This is a genomic window from Algoriphagus chordae (assembly GCF_003254055.1).
Taxonomy (GTDB): domain Bacteria; phylum Bacteroidota; class Bacteroidia; order Cytophagales; family Cyclobacteriaceae; genus Algoriphagus; species Algoriphagus chordae.
Genome location: NZ_QKZT01000019.1, coordinates 1 through 26,289 on the forward strand (window position 1 = coordinate 1; position 26,289 = coordinate 26,289).

The 26,289-nt window shown below is 41.8% G+C and carries 13 protein-coding genes; 7 read left to right on the plus strand and 6 right to left on the minus strand.

Annotation, left to right across the window (positions count from 1 at the left end; all coding sequences use genetic code 11):
• The 3 genes from LV85_RS22100 to LV85_RS17715 form a co-directional block, all read left to right on the plus strand.
• Window positions 1-2,851: immunoglobulin domain-containing protein (locus LV85_RS22100; protein ID WP_394336132.1), on the plus strand; the 2,851-nt coding region annotated here is incomplete at its 5' end.
• A gap of 567 nt (window positions 2,852-3,418) precedes the next feature.
• Window positions 3,419-6,547, plus strand: a complete 3,129-nt coding sequence (locus tag LV85_RS17710; protein WP_111321911.1) for a glycine-rich domain-containing protein — start codon at window positions 3,419-3,421, stop codon at window positions 6,545-6,547.
• A 194-nt stretch (window positions 6,548-6,741) separates the two neighbouring features.
• Window positions 6,742-8,355 (plus strand): LVIVD repeat-containing protein, encoded by a 1,614-nt coding sequence (locus LV85_RS17715; protein WP_111321913.1) that lies wholly within the window; start codon window positions 6,742-6,744, stop codon window positions 8,353-8,355.
• Between the two features lie 221 nt (window positions 8,356-8,576).
• Here LV85_RS17715 and LV85_RS17720 read toward each other — a convergent pair whose 3' ends face one another.
• Both LV85_RS17720 and LV85_RS17725 read right to left on the minus strand, forming a co-directional pair.
• Window positions 8,577-12,950: a hypothetical protein gene (locus LV85_RS17720; protein WP_111321915.1), complete on the minus strand. Its 4,374-nt coding sequence runs from the start codon at window positions 12,948-12,950 to the stop codon at window positions 8,577-8,579.
• Between the two features lie 1,102 nt (window positions 12,951-14,052).
• Window positions 14,053-15,087, minus strand: coding sequence for an RluA family pseudouridine synthase (locus LV85_RS17725; RefSeq protein ID WP_111321917.1), 1,035 nt, complete (start codon window positions 15,085-15,087; stop codon window positions 14,053-14,055).
• A 58-nt stretch (window positions 15,088-15,145) separates the two neighbouring features.
• Here LV85_RS17725 and LV85_RS17730 point away from each other — a divergent pair, with 58 nt between their 5' ends.
• Window positions 15,146-16,060: a 1-aminocyclopropane-1-carboxylate deaminase/D-cysteine desulfhydrase gene (locus tag LV85_RS17730; protein ID WP_111321919.1), complete on the plus strand. Its 915-nt coding sequence runs from the start codon at window positions 15,146-15,148 to the stop codon at window positions 16,058-16,060.
• Between the two features lie 47 nt (window positions 16,061-16,107).
• Here the strand turns inward: LV85_RS17730 and LV85_RS17735 are convergent, their stop codons facing one another.
• From LV85_RS17735 to LV85_RS17745, 3 genes are all read right to left on the minus strand, one after another.
• Window positions 16,108-16,752, minus strand: coding sequence for an AlbA family DNA-binding domain-containing protein (locus LV85_RS17735; RefSeq protein ID WP_111321921.1), 645 nt, complete (start codon window positions 16,750-16,752; stop codon window positions 16,108-16,110).
• A gap of 129 nt (window positions 16,753-16,881) precedes the next feature.
• The gene (gene uvrB / locus LV85_RS17740) at window positions 16,882-18,924 is read right to left on the minus strand and encodes an excinuclease ABC subunit UvrB (protein ID WP_111321923.1); all 2,043 of its coding nucleotides are present in this window, start codon (window positions 18,922-18,924) and stop codon (window positions 16,882-16,884) included.
• A gap of 380 nt (window positions 18,925-19,304) precedes the next feature.
• Window positions 19,305-20,483: a lipoprotein N-acyltransferase Lnb domain-containing protein gene (locus tag LV85_RS17745; RefSeq protein ID WP_111321925.1), complete on the minus strand. Its 1,179-nt coding sequence runs from the start codon at window positions 20,481-20,483 to the stop codon at window positions 19,305-19,307.
• 41 nt (window positions 20,484-20,524) lie between these two features.
• On the opposite strand from LV85_RS17745, the gene LV85_RS17750 reads away from it, so the two are divergent.
• The 3 genes from LV85_RS17750 (at window position 20,525) to LV85_RS17760 (ending at window position 24,850) form a co-directional block, all read left to right on the plus strand.
• Window positions 20,525-22,828: a T9SS type A sorting domain-containing protein gene (locus tag LV85_RS17750; protein ID WP_111321927.1), complete on the plus strand. Its 2,304-nt coding sequence runs from the start codon at window positions 20,525-20,527 to the stop codon at window positions 22,826-22,828.
• 211 nt (window positions 22,829-23,039) lie between these two features.
• Window positions 23,040-24,353 carry a gluconate:H+ symporter gene (locus LV85_RS17755; protein WP_111321929.1) on the plus strand — a complete coding sequence of 438 codons (1,314 nt, stop codon included), beginning with the start codon at window positions 23,040-23,042 and terminating at the stop codon, window positions 24,351-24,353.
• Between the two features lie 23 nt (window positions 24,354-24,376).
• A complete protein-coding gene (locus LV85_RS17760; RefSeq protein WP_111321931.1) occupies window positions 24,377-24,850 on the plus strand; it encodes a RidA family protein in 474 nt (157 codons plus the stop codon).
• Here LV85_RS17760 and LV85_RS17765 read toward each other — a convergent pair.
• Window positions 24,847-26,241 carry an MltF family protein gene (locus tag LV85_RS17765; RefSeq protein WP_111321933.1) on the minus strand — a complete coding sequence of 465 codons (1,395 nt, stop codon included), beginning with the start codon at window positions 26,239-26,241 and terminating at the stop codon, window positions 24,847-24,849. The two genes, LV85_RS17760 and LV85_RS17765, sit on opposite strands and share 4 nt — an antisense overlap.
• Window positions 26,242-26,289 lie beyond the last annotated feature (48 nt).

The following is a 26,289-nucleotide window of genomic DNA, read 5'->3' on the forward strand; positions in this document are numbered from 1 at the left end:
ATGGTTCTCTAACAGCTCAAATTCAACTACTGGAGCTACCTCTGTGGGAACAGGCACTACATTTACCCCTCCTACTACTACTGCAGAAACAACCTACTATTTTGCTGTTGCTGCCAGTGCAACTTGTGGATCCATCACATCAGATATTGTGGAAATAGAGGTGACACCAGAAACTACAATTGATACCCATCCTATAGGTAGTGTTTATTGCCAAAACGAAACTCCTACTGATTTATCGGTGGTGGCAACTGGTACGGGAAGCATTGCCTATGAGTGGTTCTCCAACACCTCCAACTCCACTATTGGAGCCACATCCGTTGGTACGGGCAACACATTCACTCCTCCAACTACATCAGATGGTTCGCTATTCTATTTTGCAGTTGCTACAAGTCCTACTTGTGGTTCCGCTACTTCTGATATTGTGGAAATAGAGGTGACACCAACAAATACAGTTACCCCAGCATCAACTTCTCCAGAACTGTGTATCAATACTACTATGCCAGTTATAAATCACACTACCACAGGAGCAACTGGTATTAAAGTGGAAAGTGATGAGGTGGACTACAATTTGCCAAATGGTGTCACTGCCACCTGGGAAAGCAATGTGATTTCCATTACAGGCACTCCTGCTGAAGAGGGTATTTTCAACTACAGTATTCCATTAGAAGGCGGTTGCGGAGAAATATTTGCAGAAGGAAATATAACAGTTACAGACCCAAGTTACCCTATCTCGGGCATCAATGTAGACAACCCTGGCTTAGGCGATCCTCTCCCTGCTACTTCCACGTTTACTGTCTATAGCCCAGGCTTAACTCTTGGAACATATACTGTCAATTATAGTAGAACCGGCGCAAATAGTGGCCCTGATCAAAATATTTCTGTTACAGTTACAACAGCAGGTGAATTTACTTTTACTTCTCCAAGCTATTCCAATGAAGGATCAACTATTTTAACGATTAATTCCATCCAAAAATCAACAGATCTCTGTCCTGATTATCCTACAGGTGCAAAAACTGTTTTGTATGGAATAAGTTGTAGTGTGGAGTTTGATAGAATAAATGGAAATCAAGAATTTTATGTTCCTGCCAACGTAACCCAAGTTACAATACAAGTTTTTGGAAACGGTACAGGAGGTAATACAGATATTCATACTATGAACGTATGGCCAAGTGGAGTAATATTCGCTGGATTCTCAGGTAGTGATGTATTCGCAACAGAAGTCCCTTCATCTGAACCCGCAGCCACCAGAATAGCAAACGCGATTATTAATGTTACAGGACCTAACGGAAAGGTGAAATTCAACTATATCTGTGACAGTACAATTCCGTCTTGTGCTACTCTAGTTGATGACGGAAATTCTTTCATAGATTCAGATGGATTTACTGTGATAAGATTTGATAATTTAGGAACATGTACTTGGTCTGCACCTGAAGGATTGGATGAATTTGAAGTTCTAGTAATTGGAGGAGCTGGTGGTGGGGGCTATGGGAATACTGCCGGCGGAGGCGCAGGCGGAGGTGTCATCTACAGAGCTTATAGTGGCATTACCTCGACAGGAGATGATGGCCTTCAAGGGGCAAGTTTTACTATTCAAGTTGGTAATGGAGGGGCAGGTGGGACAGGATCTATCATTAGAGGAGCTACAGGAAATCCATCTGCCTTTTCCGCGGGTACTTTTGACTATTCAAATGTGAGAAATTCTATTGGAGGAACATTATCTGGAGCTGGGTCTTTTTCATCCTTAACAGCACTAGGAGGTGGAGGAGGAGGTTCAACAGGATCACGAAATGGTATAAATGGAGCATCAGGTGGTGGATCTGCTTCATCTTGGAGTGGTCTGTTTAATACTTTCATAGGAATTTTCGGGAATGGTTCTATCCCTCAGGGACAAAATGGCGGTTCATCATATGCTATAAATATCTTTGGAGTAGCTGGAGGTGCTGGGGGAGGCGGAGGTGGAGCCGGCGGGCCTGGCTCTAATGGTACAAATTCCTTATTCGGGATTGCTGGAATCTATGGAGGAAATGGAGGAGATGGCCTACCTTTTAATTTCACTGAGACAACAGAATACTTTGGAGCTGGGGGAGGGGGTACCTCATCAGGAGAACAAGGTGCAGGCGGTAGTGCAGGTGCAGGCGGAAATGCTGTATCAGGGGGGGCAGGGCAAAATGGCCAAACCTATGGCTCCGGAGGTGGAGCCGGTAGTTCTGGAGGTGGAGCTGGTTTCCAAGGTGTAGTCTACATCCGCTACCCTAACTACCGTATCCTTCCAGTAGAATACCTCTACTTTAATGCGACATACAATGACTTCCAAAGATCAGGAGATTTGACCTGGGCGACGGCGAAGGAATGGGAAAATGACCGCTTTGAGATAGAACGCTCGGTGAATAATGTGAAAGATTGGGAAGCTATCGGTGAAGTGTCTGGCGCAGGGTACTCTGATGCCGAAGTGAAGTATGACTACTCGGATATTAAGTTGCCTGTAGCTGGAGGAAATATCTTCTACCGCTTAAAGCAGTATGACTTCGATGGAGACTTTACTTACAGTGACACCAAGTCCATCAAGGTGGAAGCACTACCTGGTACTACCCATTGGAGAGTCTTCCCTAACCCGACGACTGGGCATCCATTTAATATAGAAATCCTAGATCCATCAGCATATCATGACGAACCGATTACCTTGAGAATCATCTCTGCTACGGGCCAGTTCCATACGATTCAGGTTTCCGAAATGAGAAGAATGGGTACGCAAGTGAGTGAGTGGTTCAGTGCCCAGGCATCAGGCATCTTCACCATAGAGATCTCATGGGGGGATCAGAGAGAATACCATAATGTGATCCTAAGACGATAGAAACATTAAGTATTTAAACTGGAAAAGCCCTGTTGGAGTAAAATCTGGCAGGGCTTTTTTCCAGTCGCACAAACCATAGAGATTCGTGATTATAAATCCCGAATAGCCGTAATAGCAATACCAAATTATGCTCCTCCTGCATCTTGCTCCTCTTGATTTGTAATCGTGAGAACATATCGTAGGATTTGTAATCAGGAAATTCAATAAGCGTTTCAGCGCTAATCAAAGAATTAAAGTGGTTTTTCATGTCACTTTCTACCAAACAACATGATTTTCAAAAAATACATTTTAAAAAAACCTCCTAAAAAGCAGCATACACTTTTCTGCTTTAAGGAGCTGTTAATTAGCATTTTGTCATAAAAAATAGGCTTGCTGTAATTTTTTATATGACTGAGATACAAGCCTCTACAAAAAACAATTACTATTCTACTAGGTTAGATCCATTTAATGGACATAATTTTGCGTATACAATAAGGCGAGCCCAGACCGAAAAAGCTTAACTCCCTAAAACTCTTCGAAGATCTAAAGCTCAGAGCTACCTTATAAACACTTGTATTAATTCAAATCATGATGAGAAGCAGGATTCTGTTCGTTTTTCTGATTTTTTGCTTTGCCTTCGGTTTTGGAGGAGAAGTGCTTGGGCAGACTTATACCACTACTGGAGTTAGCACAAACTGGAACGATCCTGCTGCTTGGATCAGAACAGGGGACTGTGGAGCTATAAACAATGGCGGCCCTCCGCCCCCACTAACCTTAAATTCAGGAAATGCATGTAATGTTAAGATCATTGTAAATCATCCTATAACATACACTGGGTCCACTCAAATTGGAGGTGGATATATGGATTCCTTAATAGTAAATAATGGAGCTACACTTACTTTCACCTCAGATTTAAGTATTGCTAATAAGGGCAGTAATGTTGGCCCATTTGGAATAGTAGTTAAAAATGCAAGTACATTAACAATAAACGGCACCTATCTGCACCAAGCCACCGCGACATTAGATGTGACTTCAGGAAGCAGTATTCACATTGGGAATAATTTAACAACAGGCAGTTACGCAGGTGGTCCTATTAAAATAGATGCCACTTCAAAGTTGGATGTTATAAACACCTTAACATTTAATGCAAACAATTCCCTTATTCTTTATGGGGAACTAAATGCCAAAGATTTTGCAAGCAGCAGTGGGGGTTCAATGGAATTTCGAGGAGATTCAAAAGTAAAAATTTCAAATAACCTTACTATCTCAAATGGTAGTCTATCTAGCCATGACAATGCAGATATTAGAGTAGATGGAGATTTCAATATGAGCGGTGGAGGCATTTATAATGGCTCAGACAATTCCTTCCTAAGCGTTGAAGGCAATAACAATGTCACCAGCAATAGGATTGTAAACCTTTGGAATAATGCGCAAGTATCTATCAAAGGAAATACCAATGGAAATGTCTCCTTAAACGTCATAGATAACGCTTGCTATAAATCTAGTACTAGAACCGGAGGAACAGCGTGTGTTCTTTGCGGCGAGACCTATACTTCAGATGGCACCTTTTATGTACCTGCGGATGTATATGAGATCACAATCGAAGCTTGGGGCGGAGGCGGTGCTGGCGGAAATGGCACCAGTAATATTTCAGGTGGTGGAGGCGGTGGCGCATATTCAAAAAAGACCTTAAGTGTTACACCAGGTCAACCCTTGGCAGTTTATATAGGAAATGGAGGAAATCCATATAGTGCTACTCCTGAGATAAGAAACGGACAGATTTCGTATGTCTCAGCAAATAGTAGCGAACCATTGCCTGGACGTATTACTAACTCTGTAGTACTCGCTAATGGTGGACAAGCCCCAACGGCAAATAGCGGAATAGGTGGGACAGGCGGAGCTGTTGATTCTCGTGCTACCGTTTCCTATAAAGGAAGTAATGGGTTTTCGGGAGGAAATAATGGATGGGGAGGTTCTTCAGCAGCAACTGATGGTTCAAATTCCACTGCTGGACAAGACCCTTTAGGACTGGGAGGTGCTGGAGGCAGAGGAGGCTATGGGAGCGGTTTAGGCTTTAACGGATCTATTTATGGTGGTGGTGGTGGTGGAGCCAACGTCCAATGGGATTCAAGCTTATTGTATGGTGGATATGGTGCCCAAGGAACGGTAGTCATCAGTTTCACCTGCCCCACAAAAGAACCCTGCTCTAGAGTACTCGATTATGGTACAAATGGAGACTATTATATCGTAGAATATTATTGTGATGCGGAATGGTCTGCTCCAGAAGGATTAGCTGAATTTGGAGTAACCGCCATAGGTGGCGGCGGCGGCGGTGGTTATGGAAATGCAGCAGGCGGGGGCGGAGGTGGAGCTATAACTTCTACTCCAAATTCTGGAATTTATTTTGACATTAATAATGACAATGGCAAACAAATCGGTTTTCCAGCATCTACTACATTTAATGTTCAGGTTGGAGATGGAGGAGTAGGCGGTACAGCTGCTTCTAGGGGAGCTAATGGAAAAAACTCTAGGATCACTGGCTCCTTCACAGATTATTCTGGCGCATTAATATCATACGACATTGATGCTCTAGGTGGAGGAGGTGGCGGAAGCAGTAACAATTCAGCAAATGTAAATGGAGTCTCAGGTGGATTTGGAGGAGGAGGAGCAGTATATTCTTCAGATATTGATAATACAAATACAGGAACATTTGGAACTGGAGGCTTAACAAATGGAGCAGCTGGAGTTAGACCAAATTCAGATAAAAAGCCTATTTCAGGCGGCGGGGGCGGAGGAGCTGCTAGCCCTGGATCACTTGGAACGAGCTCTGGTAATGGACAATCAAAAGGTGGTAATGGCGGTGATGGACTTGATCTATCATCATTGACCGGTATAGGCCCGACACTTCCTGGGACATTCAGTGGTGGCGGGGGTGGTACCGCTACTGGAGCAAGCAATGCTAACAATAATAGTCCAGGCACAGGAGGATTAGGTGGTGGTGGAAACGCTAGCACAACTGGATATGGTGAACATGCTCCAAATAATACAGGCTCAGGAGGAGGCGCAGGCATTTTAGGTGGTGGAACTGGCGGTTCAGGAAAAGTCTTTATTTATTATCCTGTATATCGCATCCTCCCAGTCGAATTCCTTTACTTCAACGCATCCTACCTAAAAGACGATAAGTCTGCCCTTCTAGAATGGGCAACTGCCAAAGAATGGGAAAACTCGCACTTTGAAATTGAGCGGGCAGTGAATACCGTGAAGGAATGGGAAACCATCGGCCGAGTAGAAGGCAGTGGGTATTCTGACGCGCCTGTGGAATACAATTTTACTGATATAGATCTGCCAATAACTGGAGGAAATATATTTTATAGACTAAAACAAGTTGACTACTCAGGTAAATACAGCTTTAGCAAAACTAAAGCGATACAAGTAGAACCTTCCGACAGTAATACAACCTGGATTGCCTACCCTAACCCAAGTGCTGCTGGCACTGAAGTTCAAGTAGAATTGACCCAGCTTGACCTTTACCACGACCAACCTATTCATATCAGCCTGAGCAACACACTTGGTCAAACTAAATTCCACTCTCTATCCTCCCCTGAGGATATTTCGTCAATTGTATCCAGTTGGCTGAATAGCTCTGCTTCTGGACTTTATATCTTGGATATCAGCTGGGCTGCGCATCGACAGCAAATCAAGTTGATGAGAAAATAAATAGAGAATAATTTTAAAATCTCTCCCTAACTTATTGATTTATATCAAAATAATATTTCAATTTTGTAGCAAATGAAACTTATCTCGCTAAGTTATTGTCTACTATATTGACATATTCGGAATAAAATTCGGATTTCAATATTTGAAACACAGTTTTTAAGAGGTAAAATACATCTCTAATATTTCCAAAAATTATGAAAAAACATTCCTTACTCGGCTTGGCCCTTGTCTTCGCGTTTTACTCATGTAATGACAGCTCAGACCCAATTAATGAAGGTTCAATTATCGTCAACACGGACAGTGAAACACTTACCACTCGTGTGAAACTAGATAATGCTGGAGTGGTTGCCTTAATCGACCCTTCTGCACCTTCTGGAAGAATCCAAGAAGAATCTTCGGATCTACCACTAGTATTGGTCTCACAGGTAGATGCACCACAATACGAAGGGCAAACCTTAAAGGCGACTCACGTAGATATTGACGGTAATTATGCTTATGTATCCTACAATACTGAGGGAAGTACCTATTTAGGAGCAGTGGATATCTTCGACATTTCAAATATCTACAGTCCGGTAATTACTGAGCAGGCTATTTTCACAGATACTGATATCAGTTCACTGGAATACAAGAACGGTGTACTTTACCTAGCAGCAGCTGTAAACATTGACGAAAATGATGAAGTAACTTCTCCTGCTAACTTAATCACAGTTTCTACAGCTGGAGGAAGATTCACTTCTGGTTTTGTTTACACATCTCTGCCTGGCTTTGTTGCTACTGATGTAGCCAACACCAATTCCAATACGGCGCTGACCAGTGGAAATCCTGGGGTTATAGGTTTATTTGATGCGACACAGACTCCTGGTAACGCTACTGAAATGGAAGATCTAAGAGCTGTAGCCTTTGGAGACGATAAATTGGCAGTACTTAGTGGCAGCTCTGGAGTTCATATTCTAGACCCTAATAGTCTTTCGGAAGTAGTTTCTATTCCATTAACACTAGATGTAGCAGGTGCCAAAAGAACTTTGGACATTGACAATGGTAATCTTTATGTATCTGAAGGAGCTAATGGGGCAGGTATCTACAAAATGTCTGATGGCAGCTTAATCCAAAAACTAGCCATTCCTATTCGTCCTGAAGATGTAGATTCTGGTGACATTGTCACTAACGCAGTTTCTGTTGACAACAATTTACTTTTCATGGCCAATGGTGCAGCAGGTATTTCTATCTCTGACGTTTCCGACCTAGAAGGAATTAAGGAATTTGGGGTTTTGGATCTAGACGGATCATCTAACTTCGTGAGAAATGAGGAAGAGTTTGTATTCGTTGCAACTGGTTTTGGAGGACTTCAGATTTTGAAAATAAATAAGAGTGATGGAGCTTCTGATGTATCCTGCGAAGGCCTACTTCCATACACTGGAAATGCCAACCTAAATATTAACAGTAATGAATCACAGTCATATGCTGGATCCAGCGTACTGAAAAACGTGAACGTGGGCGGTACTTTCTTATTCTGTGGATCTTTGGCTATTGAGCAAAACTTAAACGTAAACAGCAATGGTCTAATGACTGTTAATGGCGCGTTTGCTTTTGGCCAATATCAAAAAAATACCACGCTAAACATTAACAGCCAATCCACACTTCAATTGCATGGTAGTACTGTGATCTATGGTGATCTTAGATTGAACTCTGGCGCTACGCTTGAATTCCTTGGAGAAGGCAATACTATAACGGTTTACGGTACTGTAACTATTAACAGTGGTGCTCAAATCATAGGTAATTATACCGACACGGAAGGAAAGCTTAAATAACTCTCTTTTCTTACAATAATTTCAAAGCCGATTCAGCACTGAATCGGCTTTTTGTATTTAGCCCCTAACTAGAACAAGTCTATCCGCTTTAACGGTGGAGAAAGGAAATCTGTCCCCAATCCCCTCCTTGCCTAACTCAGGTGTATGCCTCCAAAATTTTTGAAAACAACAAAGAGGCTGGCATAAATATACCGTGACAATCAATCCTCTGAAAATTGATATTACTCCTCCTCTTCTTTTCGCTTAGGATCTTTTGGATGACCCAGGCCTAAACTTCCCTTCAAGCCACTCAAAGTAGCTCGCCACCAGCCTCCAAAAATAAATCTAGCCTTATCTCGCTCAAAATAAATATTAGAAGTCACGCGATGATTGAAAAATTTACGTGGGTTATTATTCTTCACAACAGCATTTGCTAAAAATGTCATTAACCCAAGTTTACCACGTCCAGACTCCAAAGTCAGTGAATCCAAAAACTCAATTTTCAAATCTTCATACCTGAAATTCATGGTACCTCTGGCTACGTCATCATCAATTTTGAATTTCCATTTACCATCAGTGACTTTGCCATCTACAACCTTCAGAAATGAGCCTTTGGAAATTATATCATTTACTTTAGTCAAGTCAAATTCTCCCAACTCTACGTTGACGTCCATAGGATAAGGGTCTCCAAAATGCATATCTGCCTTTAAGGTGACATCACCCTCCCCCATAATTTTAGCCGTTACAAATACCAGACTGGATTCTAACGGGAATTCCTCACTACTTTTTCGCATAGCGAATGGTGCAATAGAAGCATTTACCTCATCAAAATATAGCGCACCAGGGAGCATCGCTTTAGGTGAAAATTCCTGATACCGTATAAAGCCATCTTGTACAATCACAGAATCTAAGTCTAAATCAAATGGCGCATTTTCCATCAAGAACTGTGGCATAGGCTTAATTACCCCTTCTTTAAATGGAATTCTCTTGTCTCTAAACACATCCATTTGCAAACCCTCAACCTTAAGCACATGAGCCTTCAACTTTTTGTTGTTGAAATACCCCTCAAAATCAATATCCTCAAGACGGACTTTGGATACAAAAGCATCCATCGCATTATCCTGATATCCTTTTTTGCGCAGAAATTCATAGCGTCCCATCGCAGGCTGATAATGCACGCTATCTAGCACAATCGTATTGTCGAGATACCTGATTTTTCCTACACTCAACTTACTCATGCTGTCCTCAGTATAAACCTGATAATTTGACAGCGAAAGACTCAAATCCTTTTCCATAAGAAGCTGAGGACTGATGTTAGCTCCTTTTTTCATCAGATCGAGATTTAATGCTTTCAACCCAAAATTGACATGGTTGAAGGTCATTCTAGGAACTGGGCCAGACTCTTTACCATGAAGAGCTATATCCCCGTTGGTGAACAGTACATCCTGAAGTAATATAGATTCTATCAGCCCTCCGGTTTTATCCTTTTTTGCGTCAGGCTTCAGCCTAGGCTTTGCTGGTTTTTTAACAGTATCGAGATATACATTTATCTTGGGATTGAGTAATCTCAGCTGAGTTAGGTCAAACACTCCTGTAGATTGAATCTCTCGAATGCTGTTATTTCTCACACCCAGCTCATCTATCGTTGCTGACAAAATAGGAGAACCAGGATTCCCTGTGGTATTGCTAGGAACTATCTGAAAGTTGGAAAAAACCGTTTCGTCCGCCGTATTATCCACATACAGATCAGAGAATTTGATCGTGTGAATACTATCTGGTAAGGTGTATGAAAAATCCTCCAGTGTCAAATTGATTTCATCGAATAATGCTGAGATATCCTTTTGCGCATTTGCCGCCGAGTCAAGGTTCAAGCCTATTATTCCGAGGTCAAAGTTTGTCTGTATAGATTCAAAATCATCCTGACCTACTCTGTAATTCAAACTTAGCTTGGAATTATTTGCCTCTATTGCACCTATGGAAACCAACTCAATAGATTTTGGAAGCGTCTTCACGACCCCTTGCTTAGTATTTTCTTCGGATTCTTCCTTTTGAAAATCCTTATTAATCTCCACAATTATCTCACTTCCATCCACTGCAAGTTTTTCGAGTCGAAGCTGATTCTCAAATAAAAATGACTCAATATCAACACCTTCTAAAGACACGCTTGGAAGGTTCAAGGATAAGGCAATTTTACTCTTAATGGTACTACTCGGACTTAGTGTAAGATTGTCAATTTCAATAGTTTTTGAACGTGAATTGAATCGAAATCCATCTGTATCTACTTCGTAATTTCCCCCTGCAACGGAGAAGTCATACTTTCTCAAAACCAAATCTATTTCATCTGAAAAGAAAGTTCTTTCGGGACTTTTGATAAGTCCTTTTTCCAGATAAAATCCCTTCAGACTCAGTGATAAACTGTCTTCAGAGAGTGCTATATCTTTATTGCCTGCAAAATTTTTGTAATGCACCTGCCCATTACTGAAGCTGATAGAATCTATTTGAATAGTAGAAAAATAAGAGGTAAGCAATTCTTCTATTTCATCAGAAGATTCTAGCTGTGTTGCAGCTATGCCACTTGCAGTTATTTTTCTCTTCCTAAAGCGTGTATACTCCGCGATAGGCGAAGGCACCAGAATCCTGTTGATCATCAGCTTCTCGTCTCGATAGGCTGCCATCAGGTCTATTCCTTCCACTCGGAATTCAGGGATACTAATATCAAGAATCACTGACTTGCCATAGGTATCCAATATGTATTGAATAGAATCTGGATTTTCTGGTCTCAGCGTAAAGTTGGTTACCTGAACAAGGGAATTCTTGGAATCTATCAGTACTCTATCTGCCAAAAATTCATGGAGATTATCACGTAATTTAAGGCGGTATTTATCCAGACTAAGGACCATTTCCTCTGCAAGGAATTGATTTCTTACGTCATTAGTCATATTAGGCTGCAAAAACACATTTTCAAGCAATAGACTAAATTTCTCAAAGCCTATATCATCGCTCCTCACACCCTTTTCATTCTTGAATTGAACTTCTCCCTCCCTAAGATCCATCTTGCCGATGGCGACCTCATTCATATATCCCTCCAAAAGCTCCTTTACAGGGACTCTATTTTGATTGGCTTCCCGCTGGCTAAGCTCTAAGACTTCCACCTTGGGAGACTGAATCAGCATTTCGTCAATATTAAAAACACCCTCGTTGTACAAGCGCTTCAAATTCGCTTTGGAGAGGACTAATTTTGGCAGGGAAATACGCATGATATGACTAGCCTCCCCATTTTCCATGGCATTCTCCCTGGGTTCCACCGTCACATTCTCGATGATAATCTCATCTTTGAAAGAAGACACACTTACCCGATCACCGTAGATCACATGGATATTATCGGACAGGTATAAGTCCGCATTTTCAATATCCATGGCAGCATCCTCACCATAAAAAAATTGATCTGCTTTTCTGGAATCATCATCACCCAGGTAAAAATTGACCATTTTGAAATCAAGCTTTTTGATATCAATTCGATTTTTGAGAGTATCCGATAAACTGTAGGTGGTAAATTTCCCATTATTCACCGACAACTCCTTCACATCAAAAGACTTCAATATCCCCTCAATCAACTCATTCAGGTTTCCAGTAGCTGTACTGTCTTTTTTGGTATCATTGTTTTTTTCAACCCTAAACTCGGGATCATTTAGTACAATCTCATCAATATTGACATTCGAGGTCATAAAGGCCTCATTCAGATCTACATTCCCCACACGTAGCTGACTCAAATAGACATCATAATAGGCTTTGCTTTCAATGGATTTATCGGCATTAAGCTTAAAACCTTTAATATCAATCATGTTTTCCAGTGAACTGATATATACTTTTTCGGACTGAATAGAATGCACTCCATCTGGAAGTGGGAAATCTACATTGTCCAAGTCAAACTCAAATCCTCTGGCATTGAAAGGGGTCTCCCACTCATCTTTGGTTGCCCAGTTGATATCCTTCACCAGCAATCTGGTGTTTTCCGCTTTTAGAGAGTTTTGACTCAGGAAATTCAGAAAGAATAAATCAGCGTGATTGATCTCCAACTCTCTGATGTAAACTCCTGTGAAATTTATTTTATCAATGATTTTTTTTAGTTCTTCTTCAAGAACTTTTACTGGAGAGCCACTTTTTCCTTCTGGCTCAACCGCATCGTCTGCTGCTTGATCTACTTTGGGAGGTAGTTCCATGCTGATATTTGGATTGTCAAACTCCAAATTGCCCACATACAACACTCCTTCAGAGAAATCAAACCAAAGATTTTTAAGTGCCAATTGATCCAAAGTAAGATCAAATAAAGCCTGATTTTGTGCAGCTTTATTTTCGTCTTTTGGCTTCATCACTACACCATCCATGAAAAGTCCTCGGCGCAGTAATGAAAATCTAACCCTATTAAAATCAACTACATAGATATCCTTTGCAGCCTCATTCATTTTGCGTCTTGCCCAACTGGAGAGCACTAGGTTCGAACCAAAATAGACTACAAACTCCAAAAAAAGTATAGACAGAAAAATAAGCATTATCCATCTGAGAACCTTTTTTCGAAAAGGATGCCTGGAATGCTTCTCTTTATGCTCTTCTGTCATGCAGATTGATTTTTGTCTAAAATAGGCAATTAGGACAAATGTAAACGAAAAAAGCAGCACTTAAGTGCTGCTTTTTCTATGCTGTAGGAGAAGGATTCGAACCTCCACGGAGTAGTTAGGCAATAGTCCGGTAGAATTACGCTTTATCCTCTCAAGCCCGATAGTTATCGAGCAGGATCCCCACCCCCGAGACAGGAGGGCTTGTCTGCCAGTTTCAACATCCTACAATGATGAATTTGTATTTTACACTAGCCTTTTGCCAGTAGTGGTGGTTTTCAAAAAAACCAAAGGTTAATAGGTTTGATAAGCAAGAATCAAAGGCGGTGATGTGCTATTTTGCACAACCATTTTTTATTCTGCTGGGTCAAAATTAGAAATACCATTGGTTTATTAAAATTTTTATAACAAATAAATCAATTATTTACATAATTCATATTAAATACAAGTAATCAATACAGTATTACTAATAATCAGCAGTATTTACACGCCTTAATTACTAATTCATTAATGGTGATTACAGGGCAATTCGGCAAAATCTTATTGGGAAAATTGGAGTAGACTCCAAATAAAAAATGAGAGCCATTTTGAAAAGGGCATAAAAAAAACCACGAAACAAAATTTCATGGTTTTAGTCAATTAACAATAAACCCAAAATAACCTGCTGTAGGAGAAGGATTCGAACCTCCACGGAGTAGTTAGGCAAATTTACGAGCTCGCTAAATGCTTTATCCTATGACCTCCACCCCCGAGACAGGAGGGCTTGTCTGCCAGTTTCAACATCCTACAGTGTTGTGTAATTTCAATGTATTCTGAGTGCTTAGAGTGTCAACCGTTTGTTTTCCCTCTTTGTATACTTCAAATATAGCAGGTCGCTTTGTTTATTAAAAATAATTCAAAAAATATTCTGAATTTTTACAGTATTTTCAATGGGAACGTTTGAAATATACAGTATCGTTAAAAACAGCATTACAATTGACTCGTATATTGACTAATTTTCAATGGATCATTTGAATATTACCAAAACAGCCTGTAAAAGGCTGTTTTGTTGTCAAAATCACATCAATCAAAGGGTAATATTAATTAATCATTAATACCGGAAGCATTATTCGAAATTTACGTAATTCTCCCACTTGTCTAAAACTGCTTGAAAATCCTCAGGCAGCGGAGCTTCGAAATATAGTTTCTCCTTGGTTACTGGATGAATAAAACCCAAGGACATCGCATGCAAGGCTTGACGAGGCAATAGATTAAATGCATTATGGACAAAAGTTTTGTACTTAGAGAATTGAGTCCCCTTGCGAATCTTGTCGCCACCATATGTCGCATCATTGAAGAGTGGATGCCCCAAGAATTTCATGTGCGCGCGAATCTGATGTGTTCTACCCGTTTCAAGGTTACACTGAACTAGCGACACATAGCGTAATCTCTTCAGCATCTTCCAGTGAGTAACTGCATGTTTCCCTTGGCTTCCGTCCGGGAACACATCCATTATCTTTCTGTTCTTAGCACTTCTACCCACATTACCGGTGACGGTACCAGCATCCTCGTCCATCTCCCCCCAAACCAGTGCCTTATAGGTTCGCTCGATTGTATGGTGAAAAAATTGTGATGCCAAATGAGTCATGGCATCCTCAGACTTGGCAATGACCAATAAGCCAGAAGTATCCTTATCTATACGATGCACGAGACCTGGTCTACCCTCATTGCCCTTCATCTCAGGGAGGTTCTGAAAGTAATACACCAAGGCATTCACCAGCGTCCCAGTCCAGTTACCATGAGCAGGATGAACGACCATCCCAGCGGCCTTATTCACTACTAACAGATGCTGATCTTCATAGACGATATCCAGCGGAATATCTTCGGGCACCACCTCCGTATCACGTGGGGGTTTACCAAATAGGACCCGAATATCATCCAGTGGCTTTATCTTATAACTACCCTTGATCGACTCACCATTCACTTGGATCGCTCCAGCATCAATGGCCTGTTGAATCTTATTTCTGGTAGCAAAAGCTATCTTATCTGTTAAAAACTTATCAATCCTAATAGGGGTCTGACCTTTGTCAATTACAAATTTGTAATGTTCATAAAGTTCTAACTCTTCTTCTTCAAAATCTTCGTCTGCTTGCATACTCATGCTGCAAAAATAAGATTATCAAGCTTAACTTTGACTACTCCGCAAAAAAGCAATTTAAATGCTCCTCCCAAATCCAGCTCCAACTCAACTCCTTTCTCATCCTTTGCTTGTGGAAAAAGGAATCGAAATGGCAATTAAACGCTTGGATTTAGTCCATCCAGAAATCTCCGGAAATAAGTTTTTCAAACTCAAATACAATTTGGAAAAAGCTAAAAACGAAGGAAAAAACAAGATTCTGACCTTTGGCGGGGCTTTTTCAAATCATATTTATGCCACAGCTGAGGCTGCCAAAGTTCAAAACCTAGAGGCTATAGGGGTCATAAGGGGGGAAAGAACTACTCCACTTAACGCTACACTTTCCCATTCCGAAAGACTGGGCATGCAGCTTCATTTTATGGATAGAAATAGCTACAGAAATAAAACAGAACCTACTTTTCTAGCCATTTTAAAGGAGAAATTTGGTGATTTCTACCTGATTCCGGAAGGAGGAACCAATGAATTGGCCATTCGAGGCACCAAAGAAATCCTTGACATAGCCGATCAGCAATTCTCTTATATCTGCTCTTCTATTGGAACGGGCGGTACTTTTTCCGGACTATATGCTTCACTTACTTCCCATCAGCACCTACTTGGTTTCTCCTCGCTGAAAGGAGAATTCATTCATCAGGAAATCGCTGATCTTATCCAGAAATATCAGCTTGAATCTCGAGGTACTTATGAGGTATTCACTGCGTATCACTTTGGTGGCTACGCCAAACACAAACAAGAGCTAATCGATTTTCTCTGGTGGTTTTATGAGCGTTTCGGTATAATGCTAGACCCGATTTATACTGGAAAAATGGCCTTTGGAATCTGGGATTTGATCAAAAAAGACTATTTCAAAAAAGGATCAAAAATCCTGATGATACACTCTGGAGGGCTGCAAGGTAATGCTGGTTTTACTGAGATGACGGGGATTCCTTTACCAACATAATTCGAGATTTGTAATCTCGAATAGCGGATTTACGGAAATGACAGGAATTAAACTCCCGAGTCCTTCAAAGTGAAAAAGTCCTCCAATTCCTGAGGATGGATCTGGAGCACATTGGCCAGCACTAATCTCACCAAGGTTTTAGAAGCCAAAAACTTAGGCAGATTTGCCAGCTTCGCAAATTCTTTAAGCGTGATTTTATCTGATTCGCCAAGTGCTTTCATCAGGATCTCTTCCTTTCTCCCATAGGTGAATACCATATCCTTGGGATTTTTGCCTCTTCTCAAAATCTCCCAAACCTCCCTACTCGCCTGCACAGATCGATCCGCAACTCTGATATAAGCTCGCTTTCTGTCTTTCTCTTTTATATAATGTGGGCGCAATGAACTTTGTGCAACTCTAAATATCGCAACTCCTTTTTTCTCATTCAGTTTCAGAGAAAACAACTCATAAGCTAAAGGAGGAAAAATCAGTTCTTTGATGGCTTTTTCCATCACAAAAATCTCCTCTTCAATATAACGCTGCCCTGATACCGTCCCATCATCATCTACTCCTATCAGCAAATCCCCACCAGAAGTATTGGCAAAGGCGATTAGCTCACGGACAATTTTCTCTGGAAATGTCGCTTTCTTCTTAAATTCTATTCTCAATCCCTCGCCTTTCGCAGCGAGCAACTTTACATCCTGCAGCGTCATTATAAAAAGCTTTTTAGAGACTTTTATGATTTGAACTTCATCAATGGGGATATCTGTACTCTGATCTTCGTTTTCGCCGTGTCAAACAACGAACTGTGTACTATGTGAAAACCTCTGTGGTTATATAACCTATTTCCTAACGCCTTGATTTAGCTGATCCAATCTGGATTTTTGCGATTGCCACTCATCTCGAAGTCGTGCGGCTTCCATGAAATTGAGTTCTTTGGCAGCTTTCTCCATCAACTTCTGCGTCTGAGCAATCAATTTCTCCAGCTTGTCCTTACTCAGGTATTGCACCACAGGATCCGCAGCCATGCTTTGCTCACCTGGCATAGGCTCCGCATAGAACTTAGGGTTTTTCTTAGAGTCAGCGACCTTGGTTTGACCCATGATTTTATCATGAGATTTCACTACCGTTGTCGGCGTAATGCCATGTTCCAAATTATAGGCAATCTGTATGGCACGTCTTCGCTTCGTTTCATCCATGGCCAGTTGCATGGAATTGGTGATTTTATCCGCATACATAATCACCCGACCTTCCGAGTTTCGTGCCGCACGACCAATGGTCTGTACCAAACTTCGCTCATTTCTCAAGAAACCTTCCTTATCTGCATCGAGAATTGCAACCAGAGAAACTTCTGGCAAATCCAATCCTTCTCTCAGTAAATTCACTCCTACAAGCACATCGAAAATCCCCAAGCGTAACTCACGCAGGATCTCCACACGATCGAGCGTCTTCACTTCAGAGTGAATATAACGGGACTTTACTCCCGCTCTTTCTAGGAATTTCTGAAGTTCTTCAGCCATTCGCTTAGTCAGAGTAGTCACTAGAGTTCTCGCGCCAGATTTTATGGTCTGATCTATTTCCTCCAGCAAATCATCAATTTGATTTTGACTTGGCCGCACCTCAATAGTCGGATCCAAAAGTCCAGTTGGTCGGATGATTTGCTCCACTACCACTCCCTCAGTCAGTGACAATTCATAGTCTGCTGGCGTGGCCGAAACATAAACCGCCTGATTGGTAAGGTCCTGAAACTCCTCAAACTTGAGCGGCCGATTATCCAAGGCCGAAGGAAGTCTAAAACCAAAATCCACCAAATTGATCTTTCTTGACCTATCACCTCCCCACATCGCTCGCACCTGCGGCAAAGTCACATGACTTTCATCTACAATTAGGAGAAAATCATCTGGAAAATAATCTATTAGGCAGAAGGGTCTCGCCCCTGGTGCACGTCTATCAAAATACCTAGAGTAGTTCTCCACTCCTGAGCAGTAGCCTAGCTCCCGCATCATTTCCAAATCAAACTCCGTTCGCTCCTGAAGTCGTTTTGCCTCAGCAAATCTCCCCTCTCTTTCGAAGAAATTCACCTGATCCACCATATCATATTGTATTTCATGAATGGCCGTCTGCAAGGTGTCCTTTCCAGTCACAAATAGGTTTGCAGGGAAAATAGAAATGATCTTTTCATCATTGAGCTTTTTCCCTGTAGCAGGATCAAAGCGCTGAATCGCTTCAATCTCATCTCCCCAAAAGAAAATCCTATAGCCCCAGTCAGCGTATGCCACAAAAATATCCACCGTATCTCCCTTTACTCGGAAAGTACCATGCGTCAATTCATGATGAGTTCGGCTGTACAAAATATCCACCAACTTAAAGAGCAGCTGATTCCTTGGGATACGATCGCCCTCCTGGAGTTTGATGACGTTTTTACCAAACTCATCTGGATTCCCTATACCATAGATACAAGAAACCGATGCCACCACAATCACATCCCTGCGCCCCGTGAGTAATGCAGAAGAAGCACTCAGTCGCAATTTCTCGATCTCTTGGTTGATCGAAAGATCCTTTTCTATATAAGTACCCGAGGTGGGGATAAATGCCTCTGGCTGATAATAATCGTAGTAAGAAATAAAATACTCGACAGCATTGTCCGGAAAAAACTGCTTGAATTCCCCATATAACTGAGCAGCAAGGGTCTTATTATGACTCAAAACCAAGGTAGGCTTCTGCGTCTGCTGAATCAGGTTGGCCACGGTGAAAGTCTTGCCAGAACCCGTCACTCCCAGCAAAACCTGAGCTTGGTCGCCGTTATTTATTCCAGCCGTAAGCTGTTCTATTGCCTTGGGCTGATCTCCAGTAGGCTGATAATCTGAGGTAAGTTTAAATTCCATAAGCTTCGTCCGAAAATACCCAACACCATTCCCCTATGCAAAAGTTTAGTAAGGAAAGAAATTGTAGGAAATTACAGATTGAGAAATAGGTTTCGATTCAATGGCTTAACTGTAATTTGGTTGGGTACCATAATCATGGGCACCATGAGCGCCTGCCTGTCCAGTAGGCAGGAATGCATAAGGTTCTCGACTTCGCTCGAACTGACCTGTTTTCGGGGGTCCGCATATTATTTCGTCAGTGGTAGCGCCAGCCAGCTGGCAGGAAGTCGAAGAGAATTCTAAAGTTTATTGGAACATACAAACTGTGCTTCCAAACTAGGCCAAATCAATATAGAATAGTGAATGATGAATTTTGAATAATGAGGTCCCTGTCGGAAAACTCACCTTACTTTCTTATACTTCCCAATATTGTAATACAGGTAATTTGTCCTCAGGATCAGCACCAATAGCAGAGGAATGATACTTGGGTGAAAAGACTGCCAACCCAAAATCCAGAACACCACAGCAGCATCGGCCATGATCAGGGCAAAGAGTAGGTATTTCAGGACCCATGGTTTGATCGTTTTCTTGAGCAAAACAATCGCTAACAGCAAATGTCCTGGAAATGCCCAGAGTATATTCCAGTTGTACTTGGTAGAAGGGATTTCGGAACCTATCCAAAGCGCAGACATCACCAGTCCTATGATTCCCAGGATTCCAAAAAACGCCACATCAAACCCTATAAAGAGTTTTCCCTTCTTAAATCCTATAAAGGTAATTCCAGTGAATATGATGGCGATCAGCCAGAAAATCCAATACGGATTGATCTCTCCGAATGAACCCGCAGGCTTCTCAAAATCCAAAATCACTCGAGTATTAGACACCAAAGGACGCGTAGGCCCATCTCCTTGGATCTCGGCTCTTCCAAAAGCGCCCTCCACATATTTCGGCAAGAACTGTTCTTCCAGCGGCGTCGCATCTCTATCCAGTCGAGAACCCAATGCCAAGTCAATCCCTAGATCCGACCAGGTCATGTAATACACCATCTCATCGATCAACTGCCGAAAGGTCTTATCCACCGGCTCCTGTACTTCATCATGCCAGACCAGCTGATCCCCCAGTACCGTACTGATCGCATCACGCACGCGGGTAGCACAGTTATCAAAGAAGAAATCATATCGATAAGCCCGATTCTCAGGCAGGTAATTGGTCTCCAGAAAGCTGATCAGCTCCAGCTTCTGCTGCTCATTGAGGCTCAGAATCTGCTCGCGCACTGAGCGGTGGAAGTAATTGTACTCTGCGATAAAGCGATCAAAAGTGGATACAGAGAGAAAGTAATCCAGTCTGCCTCCGGCAAAATTGAGGACAAAATTGGGTGCACCGAAGTCAAAGGTACCGTAGTTGTACACCATATCTCTGCCCGTAGTCAGGTCCAACACCCGAATTCCGCTATGCCCAAAGGAAGAATAGATCTCCTCTCCAGGATCACAAGTCAGCAAACTGATCTGGTATTGCTGGGCTTGTAAAGAACTGATAGCCAGCAAAAAAAATAAACTAATTACTATTTTTTTTAGATTCATTTTACTAAATTAATAAAAGCTTTTTCAGAATATTTTTTGTAATGAAAACAGGGGGCAATACTGGAGCCCAAGAGGCAATTTTTAGATGCCGAATATACTTGATATTCTCGGCAGTTGCATTTCGTTGCCTTTTCTTAAACGCATCATTCTGCCAAGAAATTGGCTCTTACCGCACCATTGCTACAGGAAACTTCGGAGATATATCTATTTGGGAAGTATATGATGGAGCTCTTTGGTCGGCAGCATCCAGCAAGCCAACGCAGGCCAATGATATATATATTGATCAAACGCACTTGGTAACCTTAACTGGAAATGAAGAAGCTAAAAGTGTCTTTTTGAACTCAGATTCTGGTGCCACTCAAAAGTTGAATTTAAACAACTTTAATTTAAACATATATGGCAGCCTTCAAGCATTCGATGGAGCAGCCCCAGGAATACCAGCAGGTTCACACAATAGCATTAATTGGATTGGAAATTCCATTGGGAGTACGATTACATTTAAAGGTATATCTAGGACGATCATACCATATAATAGTTGGAGCGCTCAATCTACAAGAAGTAGATATTCAGTAATATTTGATCCAATCCCTGGGGCAATACTTGTAGTAGAAGAAGCCTTCAAAGCTCTATCCTTTAGAATAAAGACTGGAACTGTTATCCAGCAAATTGACAATAGTGTTAACCCTGGAAAATGCGCAACTTTTTCCTTCAATAATGAAAATACTGTTGCAATTGGCTCATATGGAGATTTTATTATTGAATCTGGGGGCATTTTGCTCTCCAAATGTGACAAAGACATACTTTTTAGATCTGAAACAGTTAGTGCTAATCTACTCGACCTTCACAATGGCGCTGAGCTTATTTTAGAAGGAACTTCTCCTCAAATTGAAGTGGCAAATTATCAACTCAATGGAAAGATGACCTATAACAAAAATACAGGCACACAGAATTTCCTTTCCAAATCTTATACTAGTTCGGTATTGCCTTCTACCTTCCATGATTTGGAAATCATAGGCTCTCAAAATGTCACTTTGCCAGCTTCATTGGCTGTCACTGGTGATATTTCTAAAGTAGGAACAGGAACATTTATCCTTACAAATACTTCTCTCATCTTTATAGGACCTGCAGATCAACACATAACTGGATTCGCTCTAAGTACCCAAGACCTTAGCCTAAATAAAACAGCCGGTGAGGTCATATTTGAGCAAAATCTCACTGTACTCAGAAATCTTACGATGAGTGATGGAAAGCTGAATTTTCAGGACAACACACTAACGATAAACAGCTCAGGCAATGGAGATTTTGACTATCAAGGCGGTTCTTGGGAAAATCTAAGTTCATTTACCTATATAGATATTCCCACAACCTTTAATGCTACAAATGGCACCTTCCCCTTTGGAGATCGCTATCATGGGGGCATCAGAAAAGTTCAGATGCTGGGCGATAATGCAGGTGGAGATCTTACCATAGATTATACTGAGTATACAGGAGCGGACTTTAATCCTGGATTTAATGATTCAGACGGCACTCCGATTCTCTATCGTCTATTCAGCTACTTCAATTTCTCAGGACTCAATTCAAGTTCAAACCCACTGGAATTGAGAATATCGGCAGAGAATTTAATTGTTGATGATGAAGATGATTTAAGACTGGTCTGTACTGGATACGCAGCACCAGGAAACCACCTGCCAGGAATGGATCCAAATGAATTATGGGCAAGACGAAATCTAACTTTTAATGATCTTTCGGGGAAAAATTTCACGGTAGGTAGCTTTAGAACTGCTAGCATTTTACCAGTATCCTGGCTGGATGTTTCTGCCACAATCAAAAATAACATCAAGCAGATTAGCTGGTCGGTGGCAACTGAAACGGACAACGAGAAATTTGAGATTTACAGTGCTGTAGATCCATTGAAGGACTGGGACAAAATCGGAGAAGTGTTAAGCAAAGGCAATTCTGAAATTCCGGTTCAGTATACATTTATTGATGAAAATATATCCAACTCTCATTCGATCTATTACAAAATCAAAGTAATCGACTTATCTGGAGAATTGGCTTGGAGTAAAATAGTCAGACTGGCAAATGATAAAACAACTATAATTGAACAAGTCTCTATTTATCCAAACCCATATAGTTCAGGTGAAATCCATATAAAACTCCCAGATAATTTCAATACCGAAAATACTCAAATTCACATTTACACTACCCAAGGCCATCTGACCTCCTCCTTCGCTTTTGACTCATCAGTTTTCTCAAATAGTCTTGAAATGCTCCGTCCTGGGATATACATTATCAATTTTTCAAATTCTGAAAATAGCATTCAGACTCGATGGATTAAGAACTAACATTCTTGCTCAGAAAAACACCAAGCGATCATAGAATCAGTCCATACAACAACAGTCCCATTTAGATACTGGTGCGCTTCTATTGGCACTTTCTGAGACTGATCACTGAGACTGAAAACTAAGTAGTCTCTGTTTTTTCAACAAATGCCGCTTGTAAAACCCTTTTTTGCTAATGTTTTTTATCTTGCTAGCTAAACCCCAACTCTAACCTATGACCATCCTTCTTGTACTGCTCAGTATTGCCATTTTGGTGCTGCTGATCGTCTGGGCCAAGCTCAATCCTTTTTTAGCCTTTCTTATTTCCTCTATTGCCGCAGGCTTTCTACTCGGCCTCCCTGCCGATCAGATCGCGGGCTCGGTACAGCGTGGGATGGGAGTGCTGCTGGGCGACTTAGTGATCGTGATCGTCATGGGAGCTATGCTCGGCAAGCTGGTGGCCGAGAGCGGGGCCGCACAGCGGATCGCAGCATACCTGATGAAGATTTTTGGTGAAAAACACATTACCTGGGCCATGTCCATTACGGGTCTGGTGGTGGGTATTCCGCTGTTCTACAATGTGGGCTTCGTGCTACTTGTTCCCCTAGCTTTCACCGTAGCATATCAGTATAAAATCTCTGCCGTCTATGTGGGGATCCCGCTATTAGCTGCGCTTTCGGTAACTCATGGTTTTTTACCTCCACATCCATCGCCGGCGGCTTTGGTAGCACAGTTTGATGCCAATATGGGCTTGACGCTGTTCTATGGGTTTTTGATTGCTATTCCTACCATTGCGCTTGCAGGGCCGATTTTCGCAAGAAGCCTGAAGCATATGAAAGCTGAGCCGCTGAAGACTTTTCAGGCAGAAATAAAACCTGAAGCTGAGCTTCCTTCCACAGCAAATAGCTTTTTCACCGCCTTACTTCCGGTCTTCCTTTTGGTAGGAACTACCGCTTTGAATCTTAATATTTCTGAGGACAGCAGCTTGGCTCCGATTATTGCCTTTGTAGCAAATCCAGGAATCGTGATGTTGGTTTCCGTGCTGATTGCCACCTATACGCTGGGCCTAAATCGCAAGTTTTCCATGGTGCAAATCATGGATCTCTATACCGTGGCGACCAAAGACATCGCGATGATTCTGCTTATCGTGGCAGGAGCTGGCGCCTTGAAGCAAATCTTTACTGATACTGGCGTTAGTCTAGTGATTGCCGAAGGGCTACAATCCTGGGATATTCATCCGCTGATTTTGGCTTGGATCATCACGGCCATCATTCGCGTTTGCGTAGGTTCAGCCACTGTCGCAGGACTAACCACGGCAGGCATCATTGCTCCACTGGTGACTACGATGAATGTAGATCCTAACTTACTGGTACTTTCCATCGGCGCGGGGAGTTTGATGTTCTCCCATTTCAACGATGCAGGCTTCTGGATGTACAAGGAGTTTTTCAACGTAAGTATCAAAGATACGATCAAGTCCTGGTCGGTGATGGAAACCATCGTAGCTGTAGCTGGCTTAGCTGGCGTACTGATCCTTGATATCTTTGTCTAATATTCATTCTAAAAATAACCCATATGGAAACCCCAGAAAATAATTTCTCCAAATTAGGTCTTAATCTCCCTCCTGCACCCAAGCCACTCGGTGTGTACAGACCTTGCTTGATAGACGGCAAATATCTTTACCTCTCGGGTCATGGGACCGTACAGGATGATGGTAGTCTGATCATGGGGAGGATAGGAGAAGAGCTTGATATGGAAGCTGGAAAACTGGCCGCTAGGCAAGTAGGATTGGCAATGCTTTCTACCATTAAAGCAAATCTGGGCACCCTCAACCGAGTGAAGCGTGTGATCAAAGTTTTAGGAATGGTAAACTGCATTTCCTCCTTTGAAAAACACCCTTATATCATCAATGGCTGTAGCGAATTATTTGCTGAAGTTTGGGGCGAAGAGAATGGTATTGGCGTAAGATCCGCTGTAGGGATGGGCACTTTGCCAGACAATATCCCGGTGGAAGTAGAGGCAATGTTTGAGCTACACGAAGGAGCTTAAGGTTCTACTAGAGCCTTGTAAGAATCAAAGACAGACATCACATCTTTGACGTAGTTGACTGCCAAATGCCCTTTGGCAAAGCCACTCTTGACAATAGGATCCCGGTAATAATCGGGATCACTTTTAAGCTCCAAAAATTTAGAAACAGAGGACCAGGACTGGGTATTTTCTCCATACTTCAAGGTCAATCTCCAGGCATCTTCCACATGCCCATGACCGATATTGTAGGAAGCTAGAACGAATTTCAAGCGCTCAGAAGTATCGGGCACTCGTTCAATCCAAAATTTATCTAAATATCTTAAATACCGAACTCCGCCCATCAAGGACTGGGAAGGGTCATTGGGGTTTTCCACCCCAAAACGTTCTAAAGTGACCGGCATTAGTTGAAGCAAGCCCCTTGCTCCAGCGTATGAAGTCGCAACGGTATCAAACCTTGATTCTTTATAAACTAGCGAAGCTAGGAGTCTCCAATCCCATCCCAACTGCTCCGCTCCATTTTTGATAATGTCATCGTACACGGAAATCTGATTGCCTGCTAAAGAAGAGAATGGGCTTGTGCTTCTGAAATAACTGTTCTTAGAATTCAGAAAGTATTTGGCATATAGATCAGGAATAAATCGCTTCTGTTTGTCCACAAGCCATGTATCCAAAGAGCTTAGTAAATTGGGTGAATTCTGACGCACTACCCAAGAAACCTCTGCTTCTTTCTTAACTTTCCAGGAGGTATTCAATCCACCATAATATGTGGCGTTGGCCTGAGCAATGTTCTGATCCGCGATAGTCCACTTGATGTCACCTTCTGCTACCTGATCTATTAAAGTTTCTTCGTGATCTGGAGTAGGAATGATTGTATAGTTGAGCTGCAAGGAATCTTTCAGATTGCACAGTTGGGTTTTGTAAACCGTCCCTTCCCTCACATATATAGTGTCAGAGGCTAGTTGATCCCAGGAAGTGATTTTCCCAGAGAACTCGTTTCCTACGAGCACGGTATTCATTTTTCCCAAAGGAATAGAAAATGATGCTCTATCAGACCTTTCCATATTCTTCTCAAGATTCATGGCGATCAAATCCACCTTTCCTTCCTGAAGATAATCAAATGCTCTATCTATATCCGAGATCAATACTAAATGCAATTGCACCTTCAGGCGCTTGGCTAAATCTCGCAGCAGTTCGTACTCGTAACCCATCCTCCGGCCACGATAGATGTAATACCCTGTAGAATTATTGTCCACAGCAGCACGAATAAATCCACGATTTTGGATTCCTTGGAGGTCAAGTACGTAGGCTTCCTTCTTGGAGATAGCTGCCAGTTTCTTCTCAACAAAGGTGCATTGCACACCAAAGAGAAGAAGAGTCAATATGGAGAAAAAGAGAATTAATACTTTTTTCATTCACTAGAACCGTAAGGCTCTGGATGTTACACGAATGCCCATTGGCAA

Excerpts from the sequence above, each read along its gene's own strand:
- LV85_RS17710 (WP_111321911.1), top strand. The coding sequence starts at position 3,419 with ATGATGAGAAGCAGGATTCTGTTCGTTTTTCTGATTTTTTGCTTTGCC.
- LV85_RS17715 (WP_111321913.1), top strand. The coding sequence starts at position 6,742 with ATGAAAAAACATTCCTTACTCGGCTTGGCCCTTGTCTTCGCGTTTTAC.
- LV85_RS17720 (WP_111321915.1), bottom strand. The coding sequence starts at position 12,950 with ATGACAGAAGAGCATAAAGAGAAGCATTCCAGGCATCCTTTTCGAAAA.
- LV85_RS17725 (WP_111321917.1), bottom strand. The coding sequence starts at position 15,087 with ATGAGTATGCAAGCAGACGAAGATTTTGAAGAAGAAGAGTTAGAACTT.
- LV85_RS17730 (WP_111321919.1), top strand. The coding sequence starts at position 15,146 with ATGCTCCTCCCAAATCCAGCTCCAACTCAACTCCTTTCTCATCCTTTG.
- LV85_RS17735 (WP_111321921.1), bottom strand. The coding sequence starts at position 16,752 with ATGACGCTGCAGGATGTAAAGTTGCTCGCTGCGAAAGGCGAGGGATTG.
- uvrB (WP_111321923.1), bottom strand. The coding sequence starts at position 18,924 with ATGGAATTTAAACTTACCTCAGATTATCAGCCTACTGGAGATCAGCCC.
- LV85_RS17745 (WP_111321925.1), bottom strand. The coding sequence starts at position 20,483 with ATGAATCTAAAAAAAATAGTAATTAGTTTATTTTTTTTGCTGGCTATC.
- LV85_RS17750 (WP_111321927.1), top strand. The coding sequence starts at position 20,525 with ATGAAAACAGGGGGCAATACTGGAGCCCAAGAGGCAATTTTTAGATGC.
- LV85_RS17755 (WP_111321929.1), top strand. The coding sequence starts at position 23,040 with ATGACCATCCTTCTTGTACTGCTCAGTATTGCCATTTTGGTGCTGCTG.
- LV85_RS17760 (WP_111321931.1), top strand. The coding sequence starts at position 24,377 with ATGGAAACCCCAGAAAATAATTTCTCCAAATTAGGTCTTAATCTCCCT.
- LV85_RS17765 (WP_111321933.1), bottom strand. The coding sequence starts at position 26,241 with ATGAAAAAAGTATTAATTCTCTTTTTCTCCATATTGACTCTTCTTCTC.